This window comes from Acidocella sp. C78, from assembly GCF_907164655.1.
On the sequence record NZ_CAJQZK010000083.1, the window covers coordinates 16737 to 38398 of the forward strand.

General features: G+C 60.3%; 19 protein-coding genes. 14 read left to right on the forward strand and 5 right to left on the reverse strand.

The window, feature by feature from the left end; genetic code table 11:
- Nucleotides 1-50 precede the first annotated feature (50 nt).
- The 3 genes from infB to ACIDOCELLA78_RS92165 are packed head-to-tail and all read left to right on the forward strand — an operon-like array spanning nucleotide 51 to nucleotide 4086.
- A complete protein-coding gene (infB, locus tag ACIDOCELLA78_RS92155) occupies nucleotides 51-2729 on the forward strand; it encodes a translation initiation factor IF-2 (protein ID WP_201729211.1) in 2679 nt (892 codons plus the stop codon).
- On the forward strand, nucleotides 2699-3121 hold the full coding sequence (gene rbfA / locus ACIDOCELLA78_RS92160; protein WP_201729212.1) for a 30S ribosome-binding factor RbfA: 423 nt from the start codon (nucleotides 2699-2701) through the stop codon (nucleotides 3119-3121). Before infB ends, rbfA begins: the two co-directional genes overlap by 31 nt.
- Entirely contained in the window at nucleotides 3118-4086 is a 969-nt protein-coding gene (locus ACIDOCELLA78_RS92165; RefSeq protein WP_201729213.1) for an L-threonylcarbamoyladenylate synthase, read from the forward strand. The genes rbfA and ACIDOCELLA78_RS92165 overlap by 4 nt, the downstream gene beginning before the upstream one ends.
- On the opposite strand, the gene ACIDOCELLA78_RS92170 is transcribed toward ACIDOCELLA78_RS92165, so the two are convergent.
- From ACIDOCELLA78_RS92170 to ACIDOCELLA78_RS92190, 5 genes are all read right to left on the reverse strand, one after another.
- Complete coding sequence (locus ACIDOCELLA78_RS92170) at nucleotides 4046-7012, reverse strand: glycosyltransferase (RefSeq protein WP_201729214.1); 2967 nt, start codon at nucleotides 7010-7012, stop codon at nucleotides 4046-4048. The genes ACIDOCELLA78_RS92165 and ACIDOCELLA78_RS92170 overlap by 41 nt on opposite strands.
- Entirely contained in the window at nucleotides 7012-7335 is a 324-nt protein-coding gene (locus tag ACIDOCELLA78_RS92175; protein ID WP_201729215.1) for a hypothetical protein, read from the reverse strand. Before ACIDOCELLA78_RS92175 ends, ACIDOCELLA78_RS92170 begins: the two co-directional genes overlap by 1 nt.
- A 419-nt stretch (nucleotides 7336-7754) precedes the next feature.
- On the reverse strand, nucleotides 7755-8582 hold the full coding sequence (locus tag ACIDOCELLA78_RS92180) for a response regulator transcription factor (RefSeq protein WP_201729216.1): 828 nt from the start codon (nucleotides 8580-8582) through the stop codon (nucleotides 7755-7757).
- A 738-nt stretch (nucleotides 8583-9320) separates the two neighbouring features.
- Nucleotides 9321-10073, reverse strand: coding sequence for a flagellar hook assembly protein FlgD (locus ACIDOCELLA78_RS92185; RefSeq protein WP_201729217.1), 753 nt, complete (start codon nucleotides 10071-10073; stop codon nucleotides 9321-9323).
- A gap of 48 nt (nucleotides 10074-10121) precedes the next feature.
- Nucleotides 10122-10871: a flagellar hook-length control protein FliK gene (locus ACIDOCELLA78_RS92190; RefSeq protein WP_201729218.1), complete on the reverse strand. Its 750-nt coding sequence runs from the start codon at nucleotides 10869-10871 to the stop codon at nucleotides 10122-10124.
- A gap of 115 nt (nucleotides 10872-10986) precedes the next feature.
- On the opposite strand from ACIDOCELLA78_RS92190, the gene ACIDOCELLA78_RS92195 reads away from it, so the two are divergent.
- The 11 genes from ACIDOCELLA78_RS92195 (at nucleotide 10987) to ACIDOCELLA78_RS92245 (ending at nucleotide 21638) form a co-directional block, all read left to right on the forward strand.
- On the forward strand, nucleotides 10987-11217 hold the full coding sequence (locus ACIDOCELLA78_RS92195; protein ID WP_201729219.1) for a hypothetical protein: 231 nt from the start codon (nucleotides 10987-10989) through the stop codon (nucleotides 11215-11217).
- A gap of 168 nt (nucleotides 11218-11385) precedes the next feature.
- Entirely contained in the window at nucleotides 11386-11679 is a 294-nt protein-coding gene (locus ACIDOCELLA78_RS92200; RefSeq protein WP_201729220.1) for a hypothetical protein, read from the forward strand.
- Between the two features lie 94 nt (nucleotides 11680-11773).
- Complete coding sequence (gene flgE, locus ACIDOCELLA78_RS92205; RefSeq protein WP_249676255.1) at nucleotides 11774-13318, forward strand: flagellar hook protein FlgE; 1545 nt, start codon at nucleotides 11774-11776, stop codon at nucleotides 13316-13318.
- Between the two features lie 43 nt (nucleotides 13319-13361).
- Nucleotides 13362-14822: a flagellar hook-associated protein FlgK gene (gene flgK, locus ACIDOCELLA78_RS92210; RefSeq protein WP_201729221.1), complete on the forward strand. Its 1461-nt coding sequence runs from the start codon at nucleotides 13362-13364 to the stop codon at nucleotides 14820-14822.
- Entirely contained in the window at nucleotides 14819-15880 is a 1062-nt protein-coding gene (locus ACIDOCELLA78_RS92215; protein ID WP_201729222.1) for a flagellin, read from the forward strand. Before flgK ends, ACIDOCELLA78_RS92215 begins: the two co-directional genes overlap by 4 nt.
- Nucleotides 15881-15976: 96 nt before the next feature.
- The gene (locus ACIDOCELLA78_RS92220; protein ID WP_201729223.1) at nucleotides 15977-16870 is read left to right on the forward strand and encodes a flagellin; all 894 of its coding nucleotides are present in this window, start codon (nucleotides 15977-15979) and stop codon (nucleotides 16868-16870) included.
- Nucleotides 16871-16940: 70 nt separating this feature from the next.
- The gene (locus ACIDOCELLA78_RS92225; RefSeq protein WP_201729224.1) at nucleotides 16941-17339 is read left to right on the forward strand and encodes a flagellar biosynthesis repressor FlbT; all 399 of its coding nucleotides are present in this window, start codon (nucleotides 16941-16943) and stop codon (nucleotides 17337-17339) included.
- A 33-nt stretch (nucleotides 17340-17372) separates the two neighbouring features.
- Nucleotides 17373-17714 (forward strand): flagellar biosynthesis regulator FlaF, encoded by a 342-nt coding sequence (locus ACIDOCELLA78_RS92230; protein ID WP_201729225.1) that lies wholly within the window; start codon nucleotides 17373-17375, stop codon nucleotides 17712-17714.
- Between the two features lie 21 nt (nucleotides 17715-17735).
- Nucleotides 17736-18608 (forward strand): DUF1217 domain-containing protein, encoded by an 873-nt coding sequence (locus ACIDOCELLA78_RS92235; RefSeq protein WP_201729226.1) that lies wholly within the window; start codon nucleotides 17736-17738, stop codon nucleotides 18606-18608.
- A 50-nt stretch (nucleotides 18609-18658) separates the two neighbouring features.
- Nucleotides 18659-19444: a hypothetical protein gene (locus tag ACIDOCELLA78_RS92240; RefSeq protein WP_201729227.1), complete on the forward strand. Its 786-nt coding sequence runs from the start codon at nucleotides 18659-18661 to the stop codon at nucleotides 19442-19444.
- Between the two features lie 4 nt (nucleotides 19445-19448).
- Nucleotides 19449-21638 (forward strand): hypothetical protein, encoded by a 2190-nt coding sequence (locus tag ACIDOCELLA78_RS92245; protein ID WP_201729228.1) that lies wholly within the window; start codon nucleotides 19449-19451, stop codon nucleotides 21636-21638.
- Nucleotides 21639-21662: the final 24 nt, after the last annotated feature.

Consider the following 21662-nt stretch of genomic DNA (forward strand, 5'->3'; position numbering starts at 1 on the left):
CGCCGACAAGATGCTGATGAAGACACAGAATTGATTACGGACCGGATTGAATGAGCGACGAGCAGGATCAAGGCGAAACCAAGGGGCGGCTCTCGCTGCGCCCGGCAAACCGGGGCGAGCTGGGGCGGACGGTCGATGCCGGTTCCGTGCGCCAGAGCTTCAGCCATGGACGATCCAAGGTCGTCCAGGTGGAGGTGCGCAAGAAGCGGGGCGCTGCCGGCGCCGCCGAGCAGGGACGCCCTTCGGGGCAGCCGCGTTCGGGCGGTGGCGCCGCCGCGCCGCGGGCGCTGACCGCGGCTGAGCAGGCCGCGCGCCAGCGCGCCGTGGTCGAGCAGCAGCGCGAGGCGGCACGGGCCGAGGCCGAGCGGCGCGAGCAGGAAAAGATCTCGATCCTCTCCGCCGCCGAGGAAGCCCGGCGCAAGGCCGAGGAGGAGGCGCGCGCCGCCGAGGAAGCCGCCCGTCTCCGCGCCGAGGAGGAAGAGGCGCAGCGCCGCGAGCAGGAAGACGCCGCGCGGCGCAAGGCCGAGCAGGAGACTGCCGCCGCCACGACGCCGGCACCGGAAGCGGCCGTAGCGCCGGTTGCGCCGAAGCCCGCCGCCGCTGCGCCATCCGCCGCCCGCCCCGCCGCGGTGCCCCCGCGCCGGCCGGCGGCCGCGCCCCCGGCTGGTGCTGCATCCGAAACCCTTCGCCTGCGCGCCGGCCGTGGCGGGCGCGAGGAGGAAGAGGAAGCGCCGCGCCCGGCGCGCCGCCCCGGTGGCGGTGGCCCCGGCGGCGCCGCGCCCAGTCGCAAGCCTTCCGTGCCGGCGCCGAAGAAGGCCGTCGACGATCGCCGCCGCGGCGCGCGGATCGACGTTCAGGCCGCGCTGTCCGGCGATGACGAGCGCGTCCGCTCGCTCGCCTCGGTGCGCCGCCAGCGCGACCGCGAGCGCCGACAGGCCGAGCTGGAACGGCTGCGTTCCGATCAGGTGCGCGTCGTCCGCGAGGTGATCCTGCCGGAGACCATCACCGTTCAGGAACTCGCCAACCGCATGGCCGCGCGCGTGCCCGAGGTGGTGAAGTCGCTGATGAAACTCGGCGTCATGGCCACCGCGACGCAGACGATCGACGCCGACACCGCCGAACTCGTGGTCGAGGAATTCGGCCACAAGTCGAAGCGCGTGTCGGAATCGGATGTGGAGCAGGGGCTTGAGGGCGAGGAGGATACCGAGACCGATCTCAAGCCGCGCCCGCCGGTGGTCACCATCATGGGCCATGTCGATCACGGCAAGACCAGCCTGCTCGACGCGCTGCGCTCGACCGATGTCGCGGCCCGCGAGGCCGGCGGCATCACCCAGCATATCGGCGCCTATCAGGTGACGCTCGATTCCGGCGCGAAGATGACCTTCATCGACACGCCGGGCCATGAGGCGTTCACCGCGATGCGTGCCCGCGGCGCGTCGGTCACCGACATCGTCGTGCTGGTCGTTGCCGCCGATGACGGCGTCATGCCGCAGACGGTCGAGGCGATCCGCCACGCCAAGGCGGCGAACGTGCCGATCATCGTCGCCATCAACAAGATGGACAAGGGCGATGCCAACCCCAACCGCGTGCGCAGCGAGCTGCTGCAATACGATATCGCGGTCGAGTCGATGGGCGGCGAGACCCAGGATGTCGAGGTTTCGGCGCTGAAGCGGCAGGGGCTCGACGCGTTGCAGGAGGCGATCCTGCTGCAGGCCGAACTGCTCGACATCAAGGCCAACCCGAACCGCACCGCCGAAGGCGCGGTGATCGAATCCAGCCTCGATCGCGGCCGTGGCCCGGTGGCGACGATTCTGGTGCAGAAGGGCACGCTGCGGCAGGGCGACATCATCGTCGCCGGCACCGAGCAGGGCCGCGTGCGGGCGATGATCGACGATCGCGGGCAGACGGTGAAGGAAGCCGGCCCATCCACGCCGGTCGAGATTCTCGGGCTTTCCGGCGTGCCGGGGGCGGGCGAGGTGTTCGTCGTGGTCGAGAGCGAGGGACGGGCTCGCGAGATCGCGGAGTTCCGCCAGCGCCGGATGCGCGAGCATGCCGCCGCCGCCGGGGCCGCCGCGCGCGGCACGCTCGACCAGATGCTCGCCCGCATCCAGGCCGGCGAGCAGAAGGAAGTCGCGCTCGTCATCAAGGCCGATGTGCAGGGCAGCGCCGAGGCGATCCAGGTCACCATGCAGAAACTCGGCAACGAGGAGGTGCGCGTGCGCGTGCTGCTCGCCGGGGTGGGCCAGATCACCGAGAGCGATGTGCAGCTTGCCAAGGCGTCGGACGCGATCATCGTCGCGTTCAACGTGCGCGCCAATGCGCAGGCCCGTACCCTGGCCAGCCGGGATGGTGTCGATATCCGCTACTACAGCATCATCTACCAGGTGTCCGACGACATCGAGACGATGGTGAAGGGCAAGCTCGCGCCGATCCAGCGCGAGAAGTTCCTCGGCTACGCCGAAATCCGCCAGGTGTTCAACATCACCAAGGTGGGCAAGGTCGCCGGCTGTTATGTCACCGAGGGGCAGGTCAAGCGCGGCGCCGGCGTTCGCCTGCTGCGCGAGGGCGTGGTGATCCACCAGGGCGAGCTGTCGCAGCTCAAGCGCTTCAAGGACGATGTGCGGGAAGTCGCGCGCGGCTATGAATGCGGCCTGTCCTTCGCCGGCTTCTCCGATCTTCGCGAAGGCGACGTGGTCGAATGCTACGAGACCGAAACCGTTCCGGCGTAAAGGGCGGCGCCGAGGGGCCCTCGCAACGGCAGCGCCGGGTGGCGGAGGATCTCCGCCACCGGCTTGCCGAACTGTTCGCTCGCACCGAGTTCCGCGATCCCGACCTTGCGGGCGTGCATGTCACGGTAGCCGAGGTGCGGATGAGCCCGGACCTCAAGCACGCGACGGTGTTCGTCTCCCGGCTCGGCGCCGCGGATATCGAGCGCTATCTGCCGGCGCTGCGGCGCGTCGGCCCGTATCTGCGCGGCGCGATCGGCCACGGGTTGCGGATGAAATTCGTCCCCGAGCTGCATTTCCAGCCCGATCACGCGCTGGATGAGGCGACGCGGATCAACCAGTTGCTGCACCGGCCGGAAGTCGCCAGAGACCTGCTGAAGCCGGACGAGGAATGACCGAGCGCCTTGCCGCGGATGCGGCCGGAATCGCCCGGGCCGCGGCGCTGCTGGCCGCCGGCCAACTCGTCGCGTTCGCCACCGAGACCGTCTATGGACTGGGGGCGGACGCCACCAATGCCAGCGCGGTCGCCGCGATCTACGAGGCCAAGGGCCGGCCGCGCTTCAACCCGCTGATCAGTCACTTGCCCGACGCCGATGCGGCGTTCCGCCATGCGCAGGCGGATGCGCGGGCGGCGCGGGCGGCGGCTTCGTTCTGGCCGGGGCCGCTGACCCTGGTTCTGCCGCGCCGCGACGAGAGCGACATCGCCGCCCTCGTCACTGCCGGGCTCGACAGCCTCGCCGTTCGGGTGCCCGACCATCCGGTGGCGCGCGCCCTGCTTGCCGCCACCGGCCGGCCGGTGGCGGCGCCTTCGGCCAATCTGTCCGGCCGGCTGAGCCCGACGCGCCCTGCGCATGTTCTCGCCGGGCTGGAGGGGCGGATTGCCGGGATTCTGGAGTCCGGAGCCTGCGGTGTTGGGCTTGAGTCCACCATTCTCGACCTCACCGGACCGCGTGCCGCCATTCTCCGCCCCGGCGGCGTGTCCCGCGAGGCGTTGGAAGCGGTGCTTGGCCCGATCGATCTCGCAAGCGGGACGGGGGGAGACGTGAAGGCGCCGGGAATGCTGGCGTCGCACTACGCGCCGGTGTTGCCGCTGCGCCTCGATGCCGAGACGCCGGAGGCGGAAGAGGCCTGGCTCGGTTTCGGGCCGGAGCCGGGTGGTGCAGCCGCGGTCAGGCTCAATCTCTCGCCGGCGGGCGATCTGGTCGAGGCCGCCGCCCGGCTGTTCGATGCCCTGCATGAGCTGGACGATACCGCGATCGCCGCCGGGCTTCGGCGCATCGCGGTGGCGCGGGTGCCTTTGCGGGGGCTTGGCGTTGCGATCAACGACCGGCTTGCGCGCGCGGCCGCGCCGCGGGGCTGAGGCGCTGCGGCGGACAGCGCGGGGCAGCGTAGGGAGCATCATCCGATCGGATGTAATCGTCGAATTGGCCGAACCGGATGCCAAGGGCCTGCCAGCGGCGGGTGAATGCGTACCGTGTCTCCTGCATCGCGTGCCCTGCGGGCAGCGACAGCACGATATCGCCATCATGCGCCTCGACGTGATCATCGGTGAAGCCGGCGCGGGGCAGGTCGAGCAGGTCCATCGTCCAGCATCTCGCGTAGCGGCAGGACGCCGCCTCGAAGCGGATCGGCTCGACCCGGAATCCCGCTGGCGGCGCGCGCAGCAGCCTGGCCAGCAGGCTGCGCTGGGCGGCGTCGGGCCCGGGTTCGGGCGGGATTTCAACGAGCAGCTGACGCAGTCCGCCGTGTTCGCGGTTCTGCGCGAGGCATGCGGCGGCCTCGCCGAGTTCGGCCCGCGATAACGGGGGGGCGAGCTGGCCGATCCGCGCGATCGCCCCCTGGACCGACATCAGCGCCCGCCGCCATGCCGTCTCGATCGCCTGATGATAGGCCTCGGCGCAGGCGCGAGGTGCGTGGTGGTGACGGACATGGTCGCGCGCATGGCCGCCGAGTGCCTGCCGTGCCGCGGTGTCGGCGGCGAGGCGTTCGAGGGCGGCGGCCAGACTTGCCGGTTCGAAATCCTCCGGCAGCTTCACGGCGATGCTCTCATCGAGTTCGGCCATCGATCCGTTGGCGTTGACGATGGTGGCAATGCCGCTGTTCAGACAGTCGAGCGCCGCGGCGGAGGTTTCCCCGCGCGAGGCGGCGCGCAGCTGCACCGCGATGTCCGCGGCGGCGAGATAGTCGCGATAGGTGGCGGCGTCGGTCCATCCGGTGATCGCGATACGCCCGGCAGCGGGGCTGCCGGCGATGCGGTCGAGCAGGGCGGCGGTGTAGGCATCGCTGCTCGATTCGCCGACGAAGACGAGCAGGGCGTCGGGGTTTTCGGCCAGCCCGCTGGCGAGCCAGGCATCGAGCAGGGCGTGGTTCAGCTTGGTTTCCGCCAGGATGCCGAAGCTGCAGGTGAGCAGGGCCGAGGCGGGCAGGCCAAGCCTTGCCCGCGCCGCGCCGCGCGGGATCGGTGGCGCTGGGGTGCGCAGCAGCGGGATCACCTGCCAGTCGCGCACCATCGCCGGGCCGTGGATCTCCGCGGCCAGCCGCGCCGCGCCGGCGCTGTGGACGATGACCCCCACCGCGTTTTCGAGCACGTCGAGATTGCAGGCGTAGGGGGCGAGTCCCTCGCCGGCGTCGCGCGTGCCGCGCGCGACGGCGGCATAGCCGTGGCTGCGATAGAGCGCGCGGGCGAAGAATCCGGCGCTCTGCCGGTTGTCCTCCAGCCACCGCATGACGCCGGAGAGACAGACGTCGTGCAGCACGACGACGCCCGGCACTTCGGCCAGCAGGTCGAACATGTGCTCGTGGAAGGCGGAATTGCCGACATGATATAGCACGCGATCGTAGCGGGCAGGGGTCTCGCGCAGCGTATCCGGCGTGCGAATGGGAAACTGGGTGCCGAGCCACGCGGGCAGAACCTCGTCCTGCCGGACGATCAGTTCGATCTCGTAGAACCGGGCGAGTTCGGGCAGGAGTTCGGCGCTGTACTCGCTGATGCCGCTGCGCTCGGGCGGGAGCGGCGAGACATAGGCGAGGCGCGGGCGCTGTGGCGTGGGCGCCGGAGCCGGCGGGCGGCGTGGCAGGGCGTCGATGGCATCGAGCGCGCGACGGGCGGTGGCGTGCCACGAGAAGGTCGTCGCCTGGCGAAGTCCGTGCGCGGCAAGGCGGCGGCGGAACGGCTCATCGTCGAGCGCCTGTTCGAGTTTCGCCGCGATCGCCCCGGTCTCCATCGGGTCGAACAGCGCGTCGTCGCACCCGACGACTTCGGGCAAGCTCGATGTGTTGCTGGCGATCACCGGCGCGCCGCAGGCCATGGCTTCAAGCGCCGGCAGGCCGAAGCCCTCGTGCCAGCTCGGGAACACGAAGAGGGTGCAGGCCTGGTAGAGCGCGATCAGCTCGTCTTCCGGGACAAAGCCGGGCAGCACCAGATCGGCCGGCCCCAGCCCTTCCCGCCGGGCGAGGGTTTGCAGCCGCTCGCGCGCCGCGGCGTCGGCGGCGCAGACAATAACGAGCTGGTGCGCCGCGCGCAGGTGCGCCGGCAGGCGGGCGAAGGCGGCGACCAGCCGATCGAGGTTCTTCCGGTGGTCGATGCCGCCGGTATACATCACGAAGCGCTCGCGAAGCCCGTGCCGGGCGCGGACCGCCTGCACCGCATCCGCCGGCAGCGCCTCGCGGTGGAACGCCTTGTCGGCGGCGGCGCCGATGGCGGCGATGCGCGACGCCGGCAGGCCGAGCATGGTTTCGGCCTCGCGGCAGGTCGAGCCGGAAATGCCGAGCACGAGATCGGCACGCCGGAGATGCGCGAGCTGCGCCTCGTACCAGGCTTCCCGTGCGGGGCAGGGCGAGAGGTAGATTTCACGGTGGATGAGCGGGATCAGGTCGTAGAGCACCACGGCGGTGGGGATGTCGTGCAACATGCCGATGCTGGCGACGCAATCATCGTCGCCGCCTTCGAACAGGCTGCAGATCAGGATCGCGTCAGGCCTGAGCGCGGCGAGGAAAGCTTCCCTGACCATTTCGGCGGCCCGCCTGCGGGCGAGTCCGGCCGGGGTATGCGGGCTCAGACCCCGTGGGCACTGCCAGACCCGGAAGCAGCCCGGTGGCAGCAGATCGGCGATGCCGTTGCGCAGCCGGGCGAGACTCTCGGGGAAGGCATCGCTGGCGACGACGATGATTTCGTGGTTGCCGCGCAGCTGAGCGATCGCCTGTGTCAGTGCCAGGGTATAGCGGCCGATGCCGCGTGTCGCGCTGCCTTTGGTCTGCGCGCCCTGAACATCGATGACGAGGCGCATCAGCCCTGCCGGTTGGCGCTGGCGCGCAGCATTTGCAGATACAGTCGTCCGGCCGTGGCGCTGAGGTTTGCGAGATCGCGGCGATGGTGGAACTGCCTGGCCCGGATCGTGGGGCGCGGCCGTCGGGGCTTGCCGATTACCCGTTCGCCGGCGGCGCCGGCCAGCGATTGATGGCGGAGACTGCGCTGCCACCTGTCGAGCCAGGGGGTGGCGTGCAGGCAGGCCAGCGCCAGACGCCGCAACCGCTGATGGGGACGAACCAGATCGGCAAGCCGGTTGAGGCAGGAACCGGCGATCCGCCTCGCATGGCTCTTCTTGATCATGGGTTGATAACGGGAGTTCTGCGGAAGCCGGGCGATGTGCAATCTTTGTTCATCTGTCAGGTTCCTGTGGTCTGAACGCATGACCGATAAAATATGAAAATACATAATACAAGTTTGAATATCGGGTGAACGAAGGAATAAATTCACTATCTATATAAAAAATATAATATGTATTATATGAAATAGATAAAATATATTTGATTGATTACAATTTTATTTATTATTCAACTTGTTTCAATAAAATCTAAAAAATAATTCTGCTTTGCAGGGTCGCTGATGAGGACAATCGCTCTCCCATCGGGCTGGGGGCTGACAATTTGCCCCGGCGGAGATGCACGGCGAGAACGTGCAGACCTCCGCGCGCGATCCGTCATCCGCGCGGAGGCCGCCTCTTTGCTGTTCGCAAACGTGGGGCGTGATTACCAGTCGGTATCCGATGATGGTGTTTCGGGGTCGTGGGGATTCATGCCCGCGTAAATCTGGGTTTGCAGCGCGTTGTCGAGATCGGCGATGAAGTTTTCGCCGCCGGAGATGAAGTGATAGCCAACGGAATTGAAACTGCGGATCTTGTATTTCTCAAGACCAAGGTTGCGGAGTTTCTTGCGGATACGCGACATGAGGTTGTCGATGCTGCGATCGTTGTAGCCGACGGCTCGGCCCTTGATGGCTGAGGCCATGTCGCCGCGTGACAGAATCTTGTCGGCATTGCGCACGAGGAGGCTGAGCGCCATCAGCTCATAGGGCGTGAAAATTTCATGGAGCACCGCACGGTTGCGGATGTTGAGAAACAGGAAATCCGCAATCGCGACGCTGGGCGTTTCCATGTCTCTGGGGGCATGTTTGGCCTGCCGTCTGACCATGTTGCCGATGCGGATTTCCAGATCGTGCATGCCGATCGAGGCATCGAGAACCTCGTCGGCGCCGATCCGGAACAGGGTCACAGCCACCGCCTCGCTGTAATTCTTTACAAGGACTATGATCGGCCTACGCGTCAGGTCACGAATCTCGGTTATACTGGCCAGAGAGGAAAAATTGTCACCGTTTAGCACAAATATAAATACGTCACTTACAATTATGTTGTCTTTGATATTCTTTTGGATATTATTTTTTATTTCAAAATAATTAACGTTAAATAAATTATTAGGAAAATCGATATTGATATCTTCAGATTCACAGAACAGAGATATGTTGTATTTTTTTATATCAATTTCCATATCAAATTTGCCGTTCTGGGAGAGCGAGTTCATCGAGGTATCCTCATTATTTCGTAATCAAAATTATCCGTTTCGTTTCGATTCAGATAATTCACTCGGTTTTACATAAACGAATACTCTAAATGCACAAGAGATGGGACAATTTGATTCTGTAAGAAGATAAATATTAAGAAAGAAAATATTGTAATCGTATATTTACAATTTATAGAATAATTTACACTTTGGTAAATAATACGAATTATTTTTCGTTTGATTGTAAAAATAAAAATACGTCATGTTTTCAGAGATTTAGAAAATTTGGAGCAGAAAAACCACCATAATCAGTCCTCGACCTGTCGCGCCCGTTGTGAGGGCATTGTGGCCGGCTCGTCTGTCCGTGGAGTGATATGCGATTTTTGAAATACAGCGCGGCGCTGACGGGCTCAGCCGTGCTGCGAAAGCATCACCCGATCAGATGGAGACATCTGATCGCGTAAAGATGCTTTGTTTATCAATATTATAGCGCACTGAATCCGATCCGGATGGATCGGAAAGTGCTCCGGTGACAGGGGACGGTTTTTATGTCAGTATTTATGACGCAATAAGACCAATGCGCGAGACCTGAGCAGCATCCGATCCTTCCGGCGCGGATGATTCTCTTGCTTGGCCCCATTCATATTCACGACCTGCCTGAGAGGGCGCTTCCCCCGTCAGGGAAAACGGAGTTGGCCCGCGGGATGGAGATCGGGGGCTGGCGCCGGTCGGGCGGGGAACCGCCCGGCCGGTCGTATCTCATTTCGTGACGTTGGTGACAGCTGTGAAGGGAATCGCGACGTTGCCGAGTTGCAGCGAAACGCTGTTGGCGCTGCTCGTCACGCCGGTGGCCGTGCCGGTGATGGTGAAGGGGAGGGTGGTGGTGGCGCCATTCGCCCCGCCTTCGACCACGGCGACGTTATAGGCACCGTCCGGCATCTGCGTGCCGGACGCGTCCTTGCCATTCCAGGTCCAGGAATTGCTGCCGGCGGTGGCGTTGATCGCGCTGTCGAGAATCTGCTGGCCGGCGCTGTTGTAAACCGCGACCGCCACCGGGCCGGATGTGGGCGCATTGAAGTTGAGCGTCGCCGTGCCGTTCTGCAGCGGCAGCTGGCTCGATGTTGCGGTGACCTTGCTGCCAAGCATCGCGCTGGCCTGGGTAAGGTCGCCCGCCTGGGTGAGTTGCAGCAACTGCGTCAGGCTCTGGTTGGTGTTGATCTGCTGCTCGACCTGCGAGAACTGCACCAGCTCGGAGGTGAACTGGCTTGAGCTGACAGGGTTGGTGGGGTCCTGATTGCGCAACTGCGTGGTCAGCATGGTCAGGAAGTTGTTGTAGTTCGAGGAGAGCGAACTCAGGGCGTTCGCCGTCGAACTGCCACCGGTGCTGGACGCGGCCGCGCTGCTGGCGGCGCTCGTGCTGGAGCTTGCGCCGCCGATCCCGGCAGCGGCGGCGTTGGCGGCGGCGGTCAGCTGGCTCTGCTGGTAGGCGACTGAGGCGACGCTGCTGGTCATCATGGGCTCCTTTGGGATCGAATTCGGAACGGCGGGTGAAACAAACGGTCAGGCCATGACATTCACGCCGAAGCGGCGCAGCGTCACATTGGCCGGAAGCCCTACGGCTTCCGCAACAGAGGTTGTGGCGGGGCCGGCGGCAATGGACGGGACCTGGTAAACGGGCGCGGCGTTTCGCGCCGAACCGCCCCCGGAGCCCCCTCCAGAGCCCCCCGCAGACCCACCTTGGGGCGCGCCGCCGGAAAACCCGAAGCCGCCGCCGAATCCGGGTTGCGGCTGGCTTGCGGTGCTCGCGCGCGGCTCGATCAGGTTGAAGCTGATGCTCCGGTTGGCTGCTGGCAGGCCGGCCTGGGTCAGGACCTGATCGAGAGTCGTATGGTCGTTCCGCAGGTCGAGCAGCGTTTGCGCATGGCTGGCCCCGATTGTGACCGAGGAGCTGCCATCGGAATGACGGTCGATCTGCAGCGTGACGGTGCCGATAGCCGGCGGCGCCAGCGCGATGGTCAGGCGGGTGCCCGATGCCGCGCCGGCGGCGCCGTGAGAGGCGTCGAGCTTGCTGACATTGACCAGGGCCGCGGAAATCTGGCTCGACGCCGAAGCCGGGCTGGCGCTTGCGGCAGCGCCCGAGGCAGTTGCGCCGCCAGTTTGTGACGGGGCCGCGGCCGATGCGGCGAGCAGGGGCGAGGAAACGGTTCCGGGCGATACGGTCGTACCGGGTTGTCCGGTTGTCCCGGCCGCTGAGGACGGTTTCGCATGGGCCGGCTCGGCGTGCCCGGGCGTGGCGGCGGCGAGCGCCATATGAAACCGCGCCGCGGCCTCATGCGCCAGGGCTGTTTCGGCAGGTGTCGGTCCGGCGGAGGGTGGGCTGCCGGCGGAACCGGCCGCGGCGGAGGACGCGGCGCCGGCGGACGTGTTGCCGGAGGCCGAGGTCGTCGCGGTGCTGCTGGCCGCCGGCTTGCCGGAAATCGATGGCGCAGCGTTCCCGTCGGCTGCTGCGGGGGTCGTTGGGCCGCTGGCGACCGCGTGCGCCGCCGTGGTCACGATCGCGATGACGGGCCCGGTTGGTGCTGGCGGCGTTGCAGGCTGGGCGGCAGGGAGCGCGCTTGCTGGAGCCGCGCTTGCGCCAGATGTCGAGGCGGTGTGATCGGATTTGTGCGAATTGTCCTTCGCCTGTCCGGTAGAGGCACTTGCCGGCGCCGCTGCGGCTGGCGTCGCCGGCTGGGCTCCCCCAGGGTCGGGTTGCGCGATCTGCAACGGCGCGCCCGCTGCATCGACGGCAGGGCGAGCAGCCGTTTTGCCGGACGTTTTGCCCTTGGGATCTGCGCTCGCACTGGATGCGGCCTGGGCCGTGCCGCCAGCGGCGGTGGATTTCGCCTCACCGGATCCTTTGGCCGCCCCGGCCAGCGCGGCGCCGAAGGAAGGCGCATGGCCGCTGCCCGCCGTCGTCTTTGCATCGGCCTGTCCATTTGCGACCGCCGATAGGCGTGGCGCGGTGGACGGTGTCGTCGAGGAGGGTTGGCTGCTGGCGGTGCCGGAGGCGGTGGCGGCCGAGCTTTTGTCCCTTCCCTCAGCGCTGGACGGCGCCGAGATCTGGCTGCCGCCCTGAGGCGGCGGTGGAGCGGGCAGGCCGGGCGCGACGGAGATGACGGTTCCAGAGGTCATGCGAGCTAATAAGCAAAAAACTTGCCAAGACGCGCCTGATGAAAACGCACGGCGATCGCGGCGCAGACTTGCGGTCGGGCGGCAAAAACTGCCGGGTTGGACCGAATGGGCCGGCCGTTTCTGCCGGGTTTCTTCTGCCGGGCGGCGTTGAAACGGCGGCAGGGCGCGCTCCTGCGTCTTGGCATGGTTCGTGCAGCAGCGGGGTGAGCGCGTTTCCTCTCGCCCACAAGGCGACGCTGGCGGCGCGGCGGATGAGCCGTCAACCATTTGGAGCTGAGGACAGGATGTCGATTTTCGGTGCTTTGGATACTTCGGTCAGTGGTCTGCAGGCCCAGTCTGCCGCGTTCACCAATATCAGCGACAATATCGCGAACGCCCAGACGACCGGCTACAAGGGCGTCAACACCCATTTCATCAACTATCTCGTCCAGAGCACAGCTTCCAGCAACGGGCCTGACTCGGTGGTGGCCAACCCCGAATATACCAATACGGTCGAGGGGACGATCACCCAGTCGAGCAATCCGCTTGCCATGGCGATCAACGGCAACGGATATTTCACAGTGTCACTTCCGGGCGCCAGCACAACAGTTGGCGGCAAAACCACCCAGACCTTCAATGCCCAGCAATATTACACGCGTGCGGGCGACTTCAAGCTGAATGCATCGGGCTATCTGGTGAACGGCTCCGGCGCCTATCTCGACGGTTGGTCCGCTGATCCCACGACAGGAACCATCAATACCTCGGCGCTCGCGCCGATCCAGGTCTCCCAGGGGGCCTCGCCGCCGGTGCCGACCTCGAATGTGACGATTTCAGCGACATTGCCGACCACGCCGACAACCACGCCGGTGACGACGCAGGTTGATACGTATGATTCGCTGGGCAACCTGCAGCAGCTGGATCTCCAGTTTTCCTCTCCAACATCAACGACTACCGCGGGTCAGCCAACAACAACCTGGACGCTGACGGCGTCCTCGCCGAATGATACGAGCGGGAAGACCTTCACGGCCAATGTCGTGTTCAATGGGAACGGCACGCTGAATTCCATCACCCCCGCTACCGGCTCGAGCGCCACCGCAACGGGCGGACAGTTGCAGATTTCGCCGACATTCAGCGGCACATCCCAGCCCATCACTCTGGATTTCGGTACGCCTGGCAGCACCACCGGGCTTACCCAGTATGCCGGGACGACGCTGAACCTGCAGGGGGTTACCCAGAACGGATCGCCGTCCGGCAATTTCAGCAATTTGTCGATCGACACGCAGGGCAACATCACCGCGAATTACACCAACGGGTTTTCCAAACTCGTGGCGCAGGTGCCGCTGGCCTCCTTCGCATCGCCGGATGCGCTGCAGAACCAGAGCGGCCAGCTCGAAACAGCCACGCAGGCTTCGGGGTCTGCCACGGTCAACGCCGTTGGCGGGAGCGGCGGATCGCTCGTGACGGGGTCGATCGAGAATTCCAACGTGGATATTGCGACGCAATTCACGGATCTGATCAACGCCCAGCAAGCCTATACCGCGAATACGAAAGTCGTCACCGCGGCACAACAGCTGCTCCAGACAACGGTTAATATGGTTCAGTAATCGTTTACCTTTCCGTAATCATTTCACCGGATAATAAGAGATTATGAGCATCGGAACCGGACTCGCGATCGCCAGCAGCGGGCTGAGCGCGATCGACCAGCAGATGGCCGTCGTGTCGCAGAACGTGGCGAACGCAACGACGCCCGGCTATTCGGTCGAGACCGTCAATCTTTCGACCGAAACCGCCGGTGGCCAAGGGTCTGGCGTCATCGCCGGTCCCGCGACGCGGCAGCTCAACACGGCCATTCAGACGCAGGTCAATCAGTCTCTGGCGCAGAATTCCTATCAGGGCATCGTCTCCTCGACCTTGTCCGGGATCGATCAGGTCATGGGGACGCCGGGCCAGAGCAATGACCTGCCTAGCCTGGTGGCCAATCTGCAATCTGGCTTCCAGACCTTGCTGACCGATCCCTCAAGCGCGGTTCAGCAGCTCTCTGTCGTGAATGCCGCCCAGTCTCTCACGAGCCAGATCAACACGATTGCCAATACCGTCCAATCGGCGGTGCAATCAACCGGGACTACGGTTGCTGCTGACGTCACGAAACTGAACGCCACGCTAACCACGATCGGTTCGTTGAATGCGCAGATCATCAATCTCGGGCAGCAGAACAAAAGCACCGCGGATCTGACAAACAAGCGCGACCTGGCTATTCAGACCGTCGCCTCCCTGACCGGTGCGAAGACGATCACGCAAGCCAACGGCGCTGTTTCCCTGTTTTCGCCGAACGGGATCGAGTTGCCCTTGAGCGGCCAGTCCCAGGTCAATGTTTCGTCGACCGCGGGCGGGACCACATTTTCAGTCGGCGGTACCGCCGTCAGCTTCAGTGGCGAGCTTGGCGGTGCTCAGCAGCTCGTCAACACGACGCTTCCTCAAATCCAGGCAGGCCTCGACTCGTTCTCCCAGGCTCTCTCAAGCCGGTTCGCCAATGCCGGTCTGAGCCTGTTCACGGATCCCTCGGGTGCGGTGCCAACCAGTGCTGGCAACGGATATTCGGCATCCATTACCGTTAACCCCACCGTTACCGCCAATCCCGCGCTGGTGCGCGATGGCACCAATACCGTAACGAATTCATCCGGTGGGGTATTGTTTACACCAAACCCCTCTAATGGTCCGGCGGGCTTCACCGGGCTGATCCAAAATGTTCTGAACGCCGCGCTCGGAACCACAACACTGAGTGGGTCGGCGCAGCCCGCAGCGATTTCCACCTATACGGATGCGTCAGGCACCGCGACGCTCCCCTATTCCGGTTCCGGATCGCTTACGACCGTTGCCTCGAACTTCACCGCCAACGAGGCAACGCTCAGCAGTACGGCAAAAACTGCCGCGACGAATGCGACTAGCCTTTCAACAGCCTTGCAGACGCAGGCTGCGTCCACCAGTGGCGTGAATATAGATCAGCAGATGAGTCTGCTCGTCACGCTGCAGAACGCTTACGCGGCGAACGCCAAAACGGTGACGATCGCCCAACAGATGTGGCAGGCGGTGCAGGCGATGGTCCAATGAGTGCATCCATATCAGGACTCTCCACCGGCAATTTCGGGCTGATCCAGCAGCTCGCGGCGAATTCGGACGTCATCAATCAGAAGCTCGGCCAGCTGACGATCCAGTCACAGACGGGATATGTCGCAACGACCTATGCGGGTCTTGAGAGCGCGCAGGCTGGATCGGCCAGCCCCACGCTCACCGTCAACGCATCGCTCAATACGCTCAATAATACGATCTCAAATCTGAAGGTTGCCCAGGGGCAAATGGGCGTGCAGCAGAATGCGATCCAGACGATCAGCGATATCGCGTCAAAGGCGCTGCAACAATTCCAGAGTGTAAGCTCGCTCACGAGCGGAGCGCTAGACACTGCGGCGGCAACCGCGCGAACAGCGGTGACCCAGATTGCCAGCCTGCTGAACAGCCAGGATGGCACGAGGTATATCTTCGCCGGGCAGGACAGCACGATACCGCCGGTGCCGAACGCGACCAGTTTTACCAGTGCCGCGTTTTACGTGAGTATCCAGAGTGCGACCAGCAACCTTTCGGTTTCGGGTGTGTTCGCGGCGGCGACGAGTGCATCGAACAGCCCATTCTCCAGCACTTTATCGAGCAACGCGGCCGCTCCGGTTGTTCTAGGTGCCGGCGGGGTACCGATCACCACGGGGATCGTCGCTAGCGGTAACCAGTTCATCGGGCAGTCGACGGGAAGCAACACAACTGGGTCCTACATCAAGGACATTCTCACAACGCTTTCCGCGATTGGCAGTCTCAATTCTAGTCAGATATCAAATCCGAATTTCAACGGCTTTGCCAGCGCGATGTCGTCCAGCCTCGGAAACGCAATCAACACGATGGCTCAGGATGCTGGCGCGCTCGGAAATAACCAGGCGCTGGTGAATACGCAAATATCTGATCTGCAGAACACATACACGGCCTTCACAAACCAGGTTGCAGGCTTCGATCAGGTTGATATGGCAAAGACTCTCACGCATTTGTCGTCAACGCAAACGCAATTGCAGGCTTCTTATCAGCTTATCGCCGCGGTGAAAACGATGAGCCTCACTCAATATATTTGAGGCCGAACTTCATCGGGCGTTAACGAGTGCGGCGTAATATACGTCATCTCCGCAAAATGCGGACCAAAGACTGAATGATAGCCAAGGATACAAAGCATGTCCGGTGTGGTTAGCTCGATTATCACCAACTCCGCCGCTATGGTGGGCGTTGAAACCCTCAACTCAATTAACACGGCGCTGAACAGCGTTCAGAACCAGATTTCGACGGGCTATTCTGTCAGCAGCGCCGTTGACAACGGTGCCGCGTTCGCGGTGGCCCAGTCGGTCCGTACCAACATCTCCGGCCTTACGGCGGCAAACCAGCAGCTTGGTGATACCCAGGGGCTGCTTTCGACGACTAATACCGCCCTGACCAATATCTCGAATCTGATGCAGAGCATGGATTCGACGCTGGTGAACTTGTCGAGCTCGTCGATTTCGGACTCCCAAAAGTCACAGTACGCAGCTCAGTTTACGTCTCAGCTAAAAAATCTCCAATTTTATATCCAGGGAGCCGGATATAATGGGCAGACCCTGATTGGGTCCAGCAGCGGCACTCTCAAAACATCTTCGGCCACATTTACGTCCTCTGCCCTGCACGTGTCACTTGATGCTAACGGCAACACAATATCGATCACAGCAAACTCCCTCGGCAGTGTATACAGTGCGTTGTCTACAATCGGAGCGTCGCTCGCAAAAGTTGCTTCCGGCACATACAGCTACGCAACAGTTGCGAACTTTTTGACCGCCACTGGCTCATTCAGCAAACAGGTCTCCAGTGTCGGTTCTTACCTAAATACATATGGTAATTTAACTAACCAAATCGACGCCCAAATTACATATAATCAAAACAAAATGGATGCTCTGAGCAACGGTCTTGGAGCGCTTGTTGACGCTAACATGGCGGCTGAGTCTGCCAAGCTTCAGTCCCTCCAGATCCAGCAGCAGCTTGCGACATCGGCTCTCTCCATCGCGAATCAGCAGCCGTCAATTCTCACGAAGCTGATCTAGCCATCAGCCAGGGGCCGGCCTGGAGACTAGGCAGGCCGGCTCCGTCTCCCGCCTTAAAAAGGATACTCGAATGTCGGTTCTGGTGCTGGAGCTTCGCCAAGGCGATATCATGGTTTTGAATGGCGCACCGATCCGCTTCCGCACAAAATCGCGGATAGAGCTAACCGCGAAGGCTCGCTTCATGTTCGGAAAGCAAATACTACGTCCGGATGAAGTAAATACGCCAGCGAAGCAGATATATTTTGCTCTACAAACTGCATATATTGGAACAACTGAAGAACGTGAATCTGCCCTTTTAAGGGCGCGTGAGCTTATCGAGCAGTTCAAGCAGGCAACCACCTCCCCCCTAGCCCGGGAAATTCTAGACCGGGCGCTTGAATGTGCGAAGGCAGATGATTGTTACGAAGCTCTAAAATTGTCACGGAGGATCATGCGGCACGAGGCAGCGGTCCTGGGGTCATGTCAGTGATAACGAAATGTGGGTCACCAAAAGGGATCATCGATGTCTTATCAAGCAAAAGCTCTTAAAGCTTACGAGTCCGCCAATAGCCTCCGTGATCAGCGGCAGCAGGACGCAGAGGTCTTTCGTAGCGTCAGTGTGTTATTACGGTCGGCAGATAATGAACTTGAACGTGTCAAGGCGCTGTCTACAGCAAGAAGAGTTTGGCAAACAGTTTTAGCTACAAATCTAGACCCACTAAATCCATTACCAGAATCATTGCGAGTTCAAATTGTATCTGTTGCAAACACTGTTCTTAGACAGATGAATTTAGAAACCATAGACGTTGATTTCATTGCAACAATTTGCGATAATTTTGCAAATGGCTTGAGTGGTAGGGCGTAACATAAAGCTACGGAGCAATCTGTGTCTGTTTCGTTTTCGTCCAACATAAATTCGCTATTTGCGGCATCCGGCGTTGGTTCATCATCCAACACAGTATCTCTGCTTCAGGCGAGTTACGGTGGAACAGTAGGCGCAACAACATTTAGCTCACAAAATCCCATCCTTGCCCTCGACATCGCGCAGCGGAATGAGACGAAAGATATCCAAGCGCAGGCTAAAACTCCTCAAGTTCAGAGGGATATCGCCGCTTTTACAAAGGCGGTTAACAAAGCAAAATCACCTAAAGAACTATTATCAAATCCAACAGTTCTAAAGGTACTTCTGACTGCAAATGGACTGGGTGCAGAGGCAGGATTTCCGGCGCTTGCGCAAAAGGCGTTGCTATCGAATCCAAAAGACCCCAACGGTCTCGCAAATCAATTAGCCTCAACGAACACGCAATGGCTGGCAACAGCACAGCTATATCAATTTTACTCGCAGGGGCTGTCAGTAATTAAAAAGCAGTCAACAATCTCAACTTTGACAAATGCTTATGCAGAGGTATTATGGCGTCAGTCTCTTGATAAGCAAACGCCTGGTTTATCTAATGCCCTTTATTTTATTCAAAATGCCTCAAAATTTACGAACGCCACGCAAATTCTAGGTGACGCTGTCATGCGATCGGTTGTCACAACAGCGCTCGGATTACCCCAGCAAATAGCGTTTCAGCCTCTAAATGCACAAGAGCAAGCGATAAATAGTCGCCTGGACGTAACGAAATTTCAGGACAAGAATTTTGTGCAGTCTTTTACAGACCGTTTCCTAGCCGTGACCCAAGCGAGTCAAATGGGTGGTAATGGTGCATCGGCTAACCTGATCTCTCTTGCTGTTCAAGCCAGTTCTCTTACTGCATAGTATAATCGAGTACGTCGAGGAAAAATAAAGATGTTCAAAAGGAACATAAAATGAATGAAGTAGAAAGCAATATTCCGTTCGAATTTATATCTGTAAGACCGAGTACGCATGAAATAATTCGAAATCGAGTGCGGCAGTTGATTGAGCGCGGACAGTTGAATGCCGCCGCGCTTCTATTGCCGTCGTTGAGGCGCCTTGGCGAAGATTTTGGTATGATTGCGGTGCTTGAAGCCATGATTCAATTTAGCCTGGGTGATCGCGGTCGCGCCAAACAGATCGTGGCGGATGCGCTTATTGAGCATCCTGGTCATCCGCTTTTGCTACGCATGACCGCTGAGATCAGCCTCGATGAACATGATTGGATCGAGGCCGCAAAAGCGTCAGCGGAAGCAATTACCTTTAATCCACGAGATGCGACTTCGAAATCTATGCTTGGTCGAGCATTGCTAGAACTCGGGCAGGAAGACGAAGGAGTTGTTTGCTTGCGTGAGGCTTTGGTCGATATGCCAGATAATCTACAAATTTTACGTGCTTTAGCGCGGTCGGCTCCTGGTGAGGCGGAAATCGCTACGAAGGCGGCCCTTGATCGATTTGGGTCTCGTGCTGATGGAGATCAAACACAGAAATTGGAACTCACGCATGTCTTGATTTCTTCACTCCTTGCGCGTGGTGCCTTTGAGGAAGCCTCATCTCTTATCAGCGATCTTATTATTGACGGCATTGCCAATCTTGATACTTGCCTTCTTGCCGTACAGGTGGCCACAAATACAGGTAATTGGGAGGAGGCGACAACATTATTTAACGCCGCGACGCGCTCTTTACCGCGGACTGTTTGATTCTATGAATGGGCGTGCCGTGGTGGCGGAAGATAGACGGCGGGCGGCCGATTTTATAGCGATGGCGTTAGCTGCTGAGGTAGATTGCTCTGATAAATCTCCGCTGTGTTTACTTGAAATGGCAGCTTACGTTGCTCCTAGTTGGGATGAGCCATGGATTAGGCTTGCGCAATATATGCGTGGGCAAAACAAGATTGTAGAGGCCCGGGAATATTATCGCAGGGCGACATCTTTGCCTATATGTCGTAATGAACCGTTCATTGCTGCGGGTGTTTTGGCGCTGCGAGACAATGATCCTCTTGAAGCATTTTCATATCTTGAGGAAGCTACCAGGCGGGCGCCAGATAATGATGAGGCATGGCATGCATTTTCGATTGCGTGTCTTGCACTTGGAGTTGTTGGATTATCCCTTGAGGCTGTCACTCGAGCAGGCGTATTAGCGCCACATTGTTTGCGGTATGCAATGATGCACAGTGACGTCCTTGCGGTAGTGTCCGGTAGTTCTGATATCTCGGTTGAGGTACCCCAATGGACACCCGCCGTACAGCTTGCCCTTGAGGCGCGGAAATCGCGTCGCCTGGGCTATCTTCAGGAGGCGATTGCATTTTCAGAAGCGGCGTTAAAGCTTCAGCCCGGGGATCCTGACTTACTCCAACTTCATGCGGATTTCGAATTATCTTGCCAAGAGCCTGAGCGGGCTGAACTTTTTCTCCGAGATGCGCTCAAGCAGCGGCCGGGGGATATCGATATAACAAATGATTTGGCCGTTTCTCTTGGTCGGCAATATCGATATGGAGAGGCGGCTGATCTATTAGACTCATTAATAATTCCACCTGAAAGTTCTTCAACTGTTCTTCTTAATCGTGCTACTATTCGTGCATCGTCTGGTAATATTTCAGGTTCAATTGATGATATTCAAACTGCGGCTCCTTACGCAGAAAAAGGTTTGTTGTATCAAACGGAAAGTACTTTGCTTCCTTATAAATACGGTACAACAGCTGGTGATCTCTTTGCCGCTATGCGGAGATTGGCTTCCACGCTACCCGAAGAATGTCCTCCCCTCGCAAAGATAACTGATTTCCGACCCGACAAGGTTCTGCGGGTGGGAGTTCTCTCACATACATTGAGGCAGCATCCTGTTGGTTGGCTTACTTTCGCTGGGCTAGAAAATTTGGATTGGTCAATGTTCGAGCTGCATTGCTTCGGGCACTATACTGACCACGATCGGTTTGCAAAAAGACTTTCCGGCTTCAGTGCGTCATGGCACGAATGCACTGGCATGGGGGTCAGAGAGATTGCAGAGTTGATCGCCGAGAATATGATTGATATCCTTATTGACCTAAGCGGTATCGGTGACGGTGGTTTATTGGGTGCTTTGGCTTACCGGCCTTCGCCGGTTCAAATAAAGTGGGTTGGCACACAAGCATCTACAACGGGTATGAAGCGTGTGGACTGGATACTCACGGACCGGTGGGAAACGCCTGTGGGTTATGAGCAGTTTTACACAGAACGTTTATTGCGGCTCCCTGATGGCTATGTTTGTTACTCGCCGCCACCTGACCCGCCTTCAGTTACGGCGCTTCCTGCCCGTGCAAATGGATATGTTACTTTCGGTTGCTTTAATAATCTTTCAAAAATTACTGACGAATCTCTCTCTCTGTGGGGAAGAGTTTTGTCTCACCTTCCAAATTCACGGCTAATTTTGCGATGCCCACAATTTTCTGAAGTTGGTGTTCCGGATAGGTTTCTAAAGCGGGCAGCTGAAATTGGCATAAATCTTGACCGACTTGAATTGCGGGGGCGTGCTGGGCACCATCAATTTATAATTGGATATCAAGATGTTGATGTTGCTCTAGATCCGATACCTTATTCTGGCGGATTGACGACGTGCGAAGCTTTGTTCATGGGGGTTCCTGTCATCACACTAGCTGGAGACTTTTTTGCTGCGCGGCACTCAGTCAGCCATCTTTCCAATGTCGGTCTTTGTGATTGCGTGACCGATAGTACGGATTCCTATGTTGATAAGGCCGTTGCGATGGCGTCGGATCTGGAAGCCCTAGCGAGCCTTCGTGCGGGTCTCCGGCAGCGGGTTTTGGAAAGCCCACTTTGTGATGCCCCGCGCTTCGGACGAAATCTTGGGAACGCGCTAAGGAGCGCTTGGAAGGAATGCTGCCAACTCGGCGCATGCACTTGAATATTTTGGTCGGGTGTGGTGCTG

Excerpts from the sequence above, each read along its gene's own strand:
- ACIDOCELLA78_RS92215 (WP_201729222.1), top strand. The coding sequence starts at position 14,819 with ATGAGTGCATCCATATCAGGACTCTCCACCGGCAATTTCGGGCTGATC.
- flgE (WP_249676255.1), top strand. The coding sequence starts at position 11,774 with ATGAAAACGCACGGCGATCGCGGCGCAGACTTGCGGTCGGGCGGCAAA.
- infB (WP_201729211.1), top strand. The coding sequence starts at position 51 with ATGAGCGACGAGCAGGATCAAGGCGAAACCAAGGGGCGGCTCTCGCTG.
- ACIDOCELLA78_RS92225 (WP_201729224.1), top strand. The coding sequence starts at position 16,941 with ATGTCGGTTCTGGTGCTGGAGCTTCGCCAAGGCGATATCATGGTTTTG.
- ACIDOCELLA78_RS92240 (WP_201729227.1), top strand. The coding sequence starts at position 18,659 with ATGAATGAAGTAGAAAGCAATATTCCGTTCGAATTTATATCTGTAAGA.
- ACIDOCELLA78_RS92165 (WP_201729213.1), top strand. The coding sequence starts at position 3,118 with ATGACCGAGCGCCTTGCCGCGGATGCGGCCGGAATCGCCCGGGCCGCG.
- ACIDOCELLA78_RS92245 (WP_201729228.1), top strand. The coding sequence starts at position 19,449 with ATGAATGGGCGTGCCGTGGTGGCGGAAGATAGACGGCGGGCGGCCGAT.
- rbfA (WP_201729212.1), top strand. The coding sequence starts at position 2,699 with ATGCTACGAGACCGAAACCGTTCCGGCGTAAAGGGCGGCGCCGAGGGG.
- ACIDOCELLA78_RS92175 (WP_201729215.1), bottom strand. The coding sequence starts at position 7,335 with ATGATCAAGAAGAGCCATGCGAGGCGGATCGCCGGTTCCTGCCTCAAC.
- ACIDOCELLA78_RS92220 (WP_201729223.1), top strand. The coding sequence starts at position 15,977 with ATGTCCGGTGTGGTTAGCTCGATTATCACCAACTCCGCCGCTATGGTG.
- ACIDOCELLA78_RS92230 (WP_201729225.1), top strand. The coding sequence starts at position 17,373 with ATGTCTTATCAAGCAAAAGCTCTTAAAGCTTACGAGTCCGCCAATAGC.
- ACIDOCELLA78_RS92170 (WP_201729214.1), bottom strand. The coding sequence starts at position 7,012 with ATGCGCCTCGTCATCGATGTTCAGGGCGCGCAGACCAAAGGCAGCGCG.
- ACIDOCELLA78_RS92180 (WP_201729216.1), bottom strand. The coding sequence starts at position 8,582 with ATGAACTCGCTCTCCCAGAACGGCAAATTTGATATGGAAATTGATATA.
- flgK (WP_201729221.1), top strand. The coding sequence starts at position 13,362 with ATGAGCATCGGAACCGGACTCGCGATCGCCAGCAGCGGGCTGAGCGCG.
- ACIDOCELLA78_RS92185 (WP_201729217.1), bottom strand. The coding sequence starts at position 10,073 with ATGACCAGCAGCGTCGCCTCAGTCGCCTACCAGCAGAGCCAGCTGACC.
- ACIDOCELLA78_RS92190 (WP_201729218.1), bottom strand. The coding sequence starts at position 10,871 with ATGGCGCTCGCCGCCGCCACGCCCGGGCACGCCGAGCCGGCCCATGCG.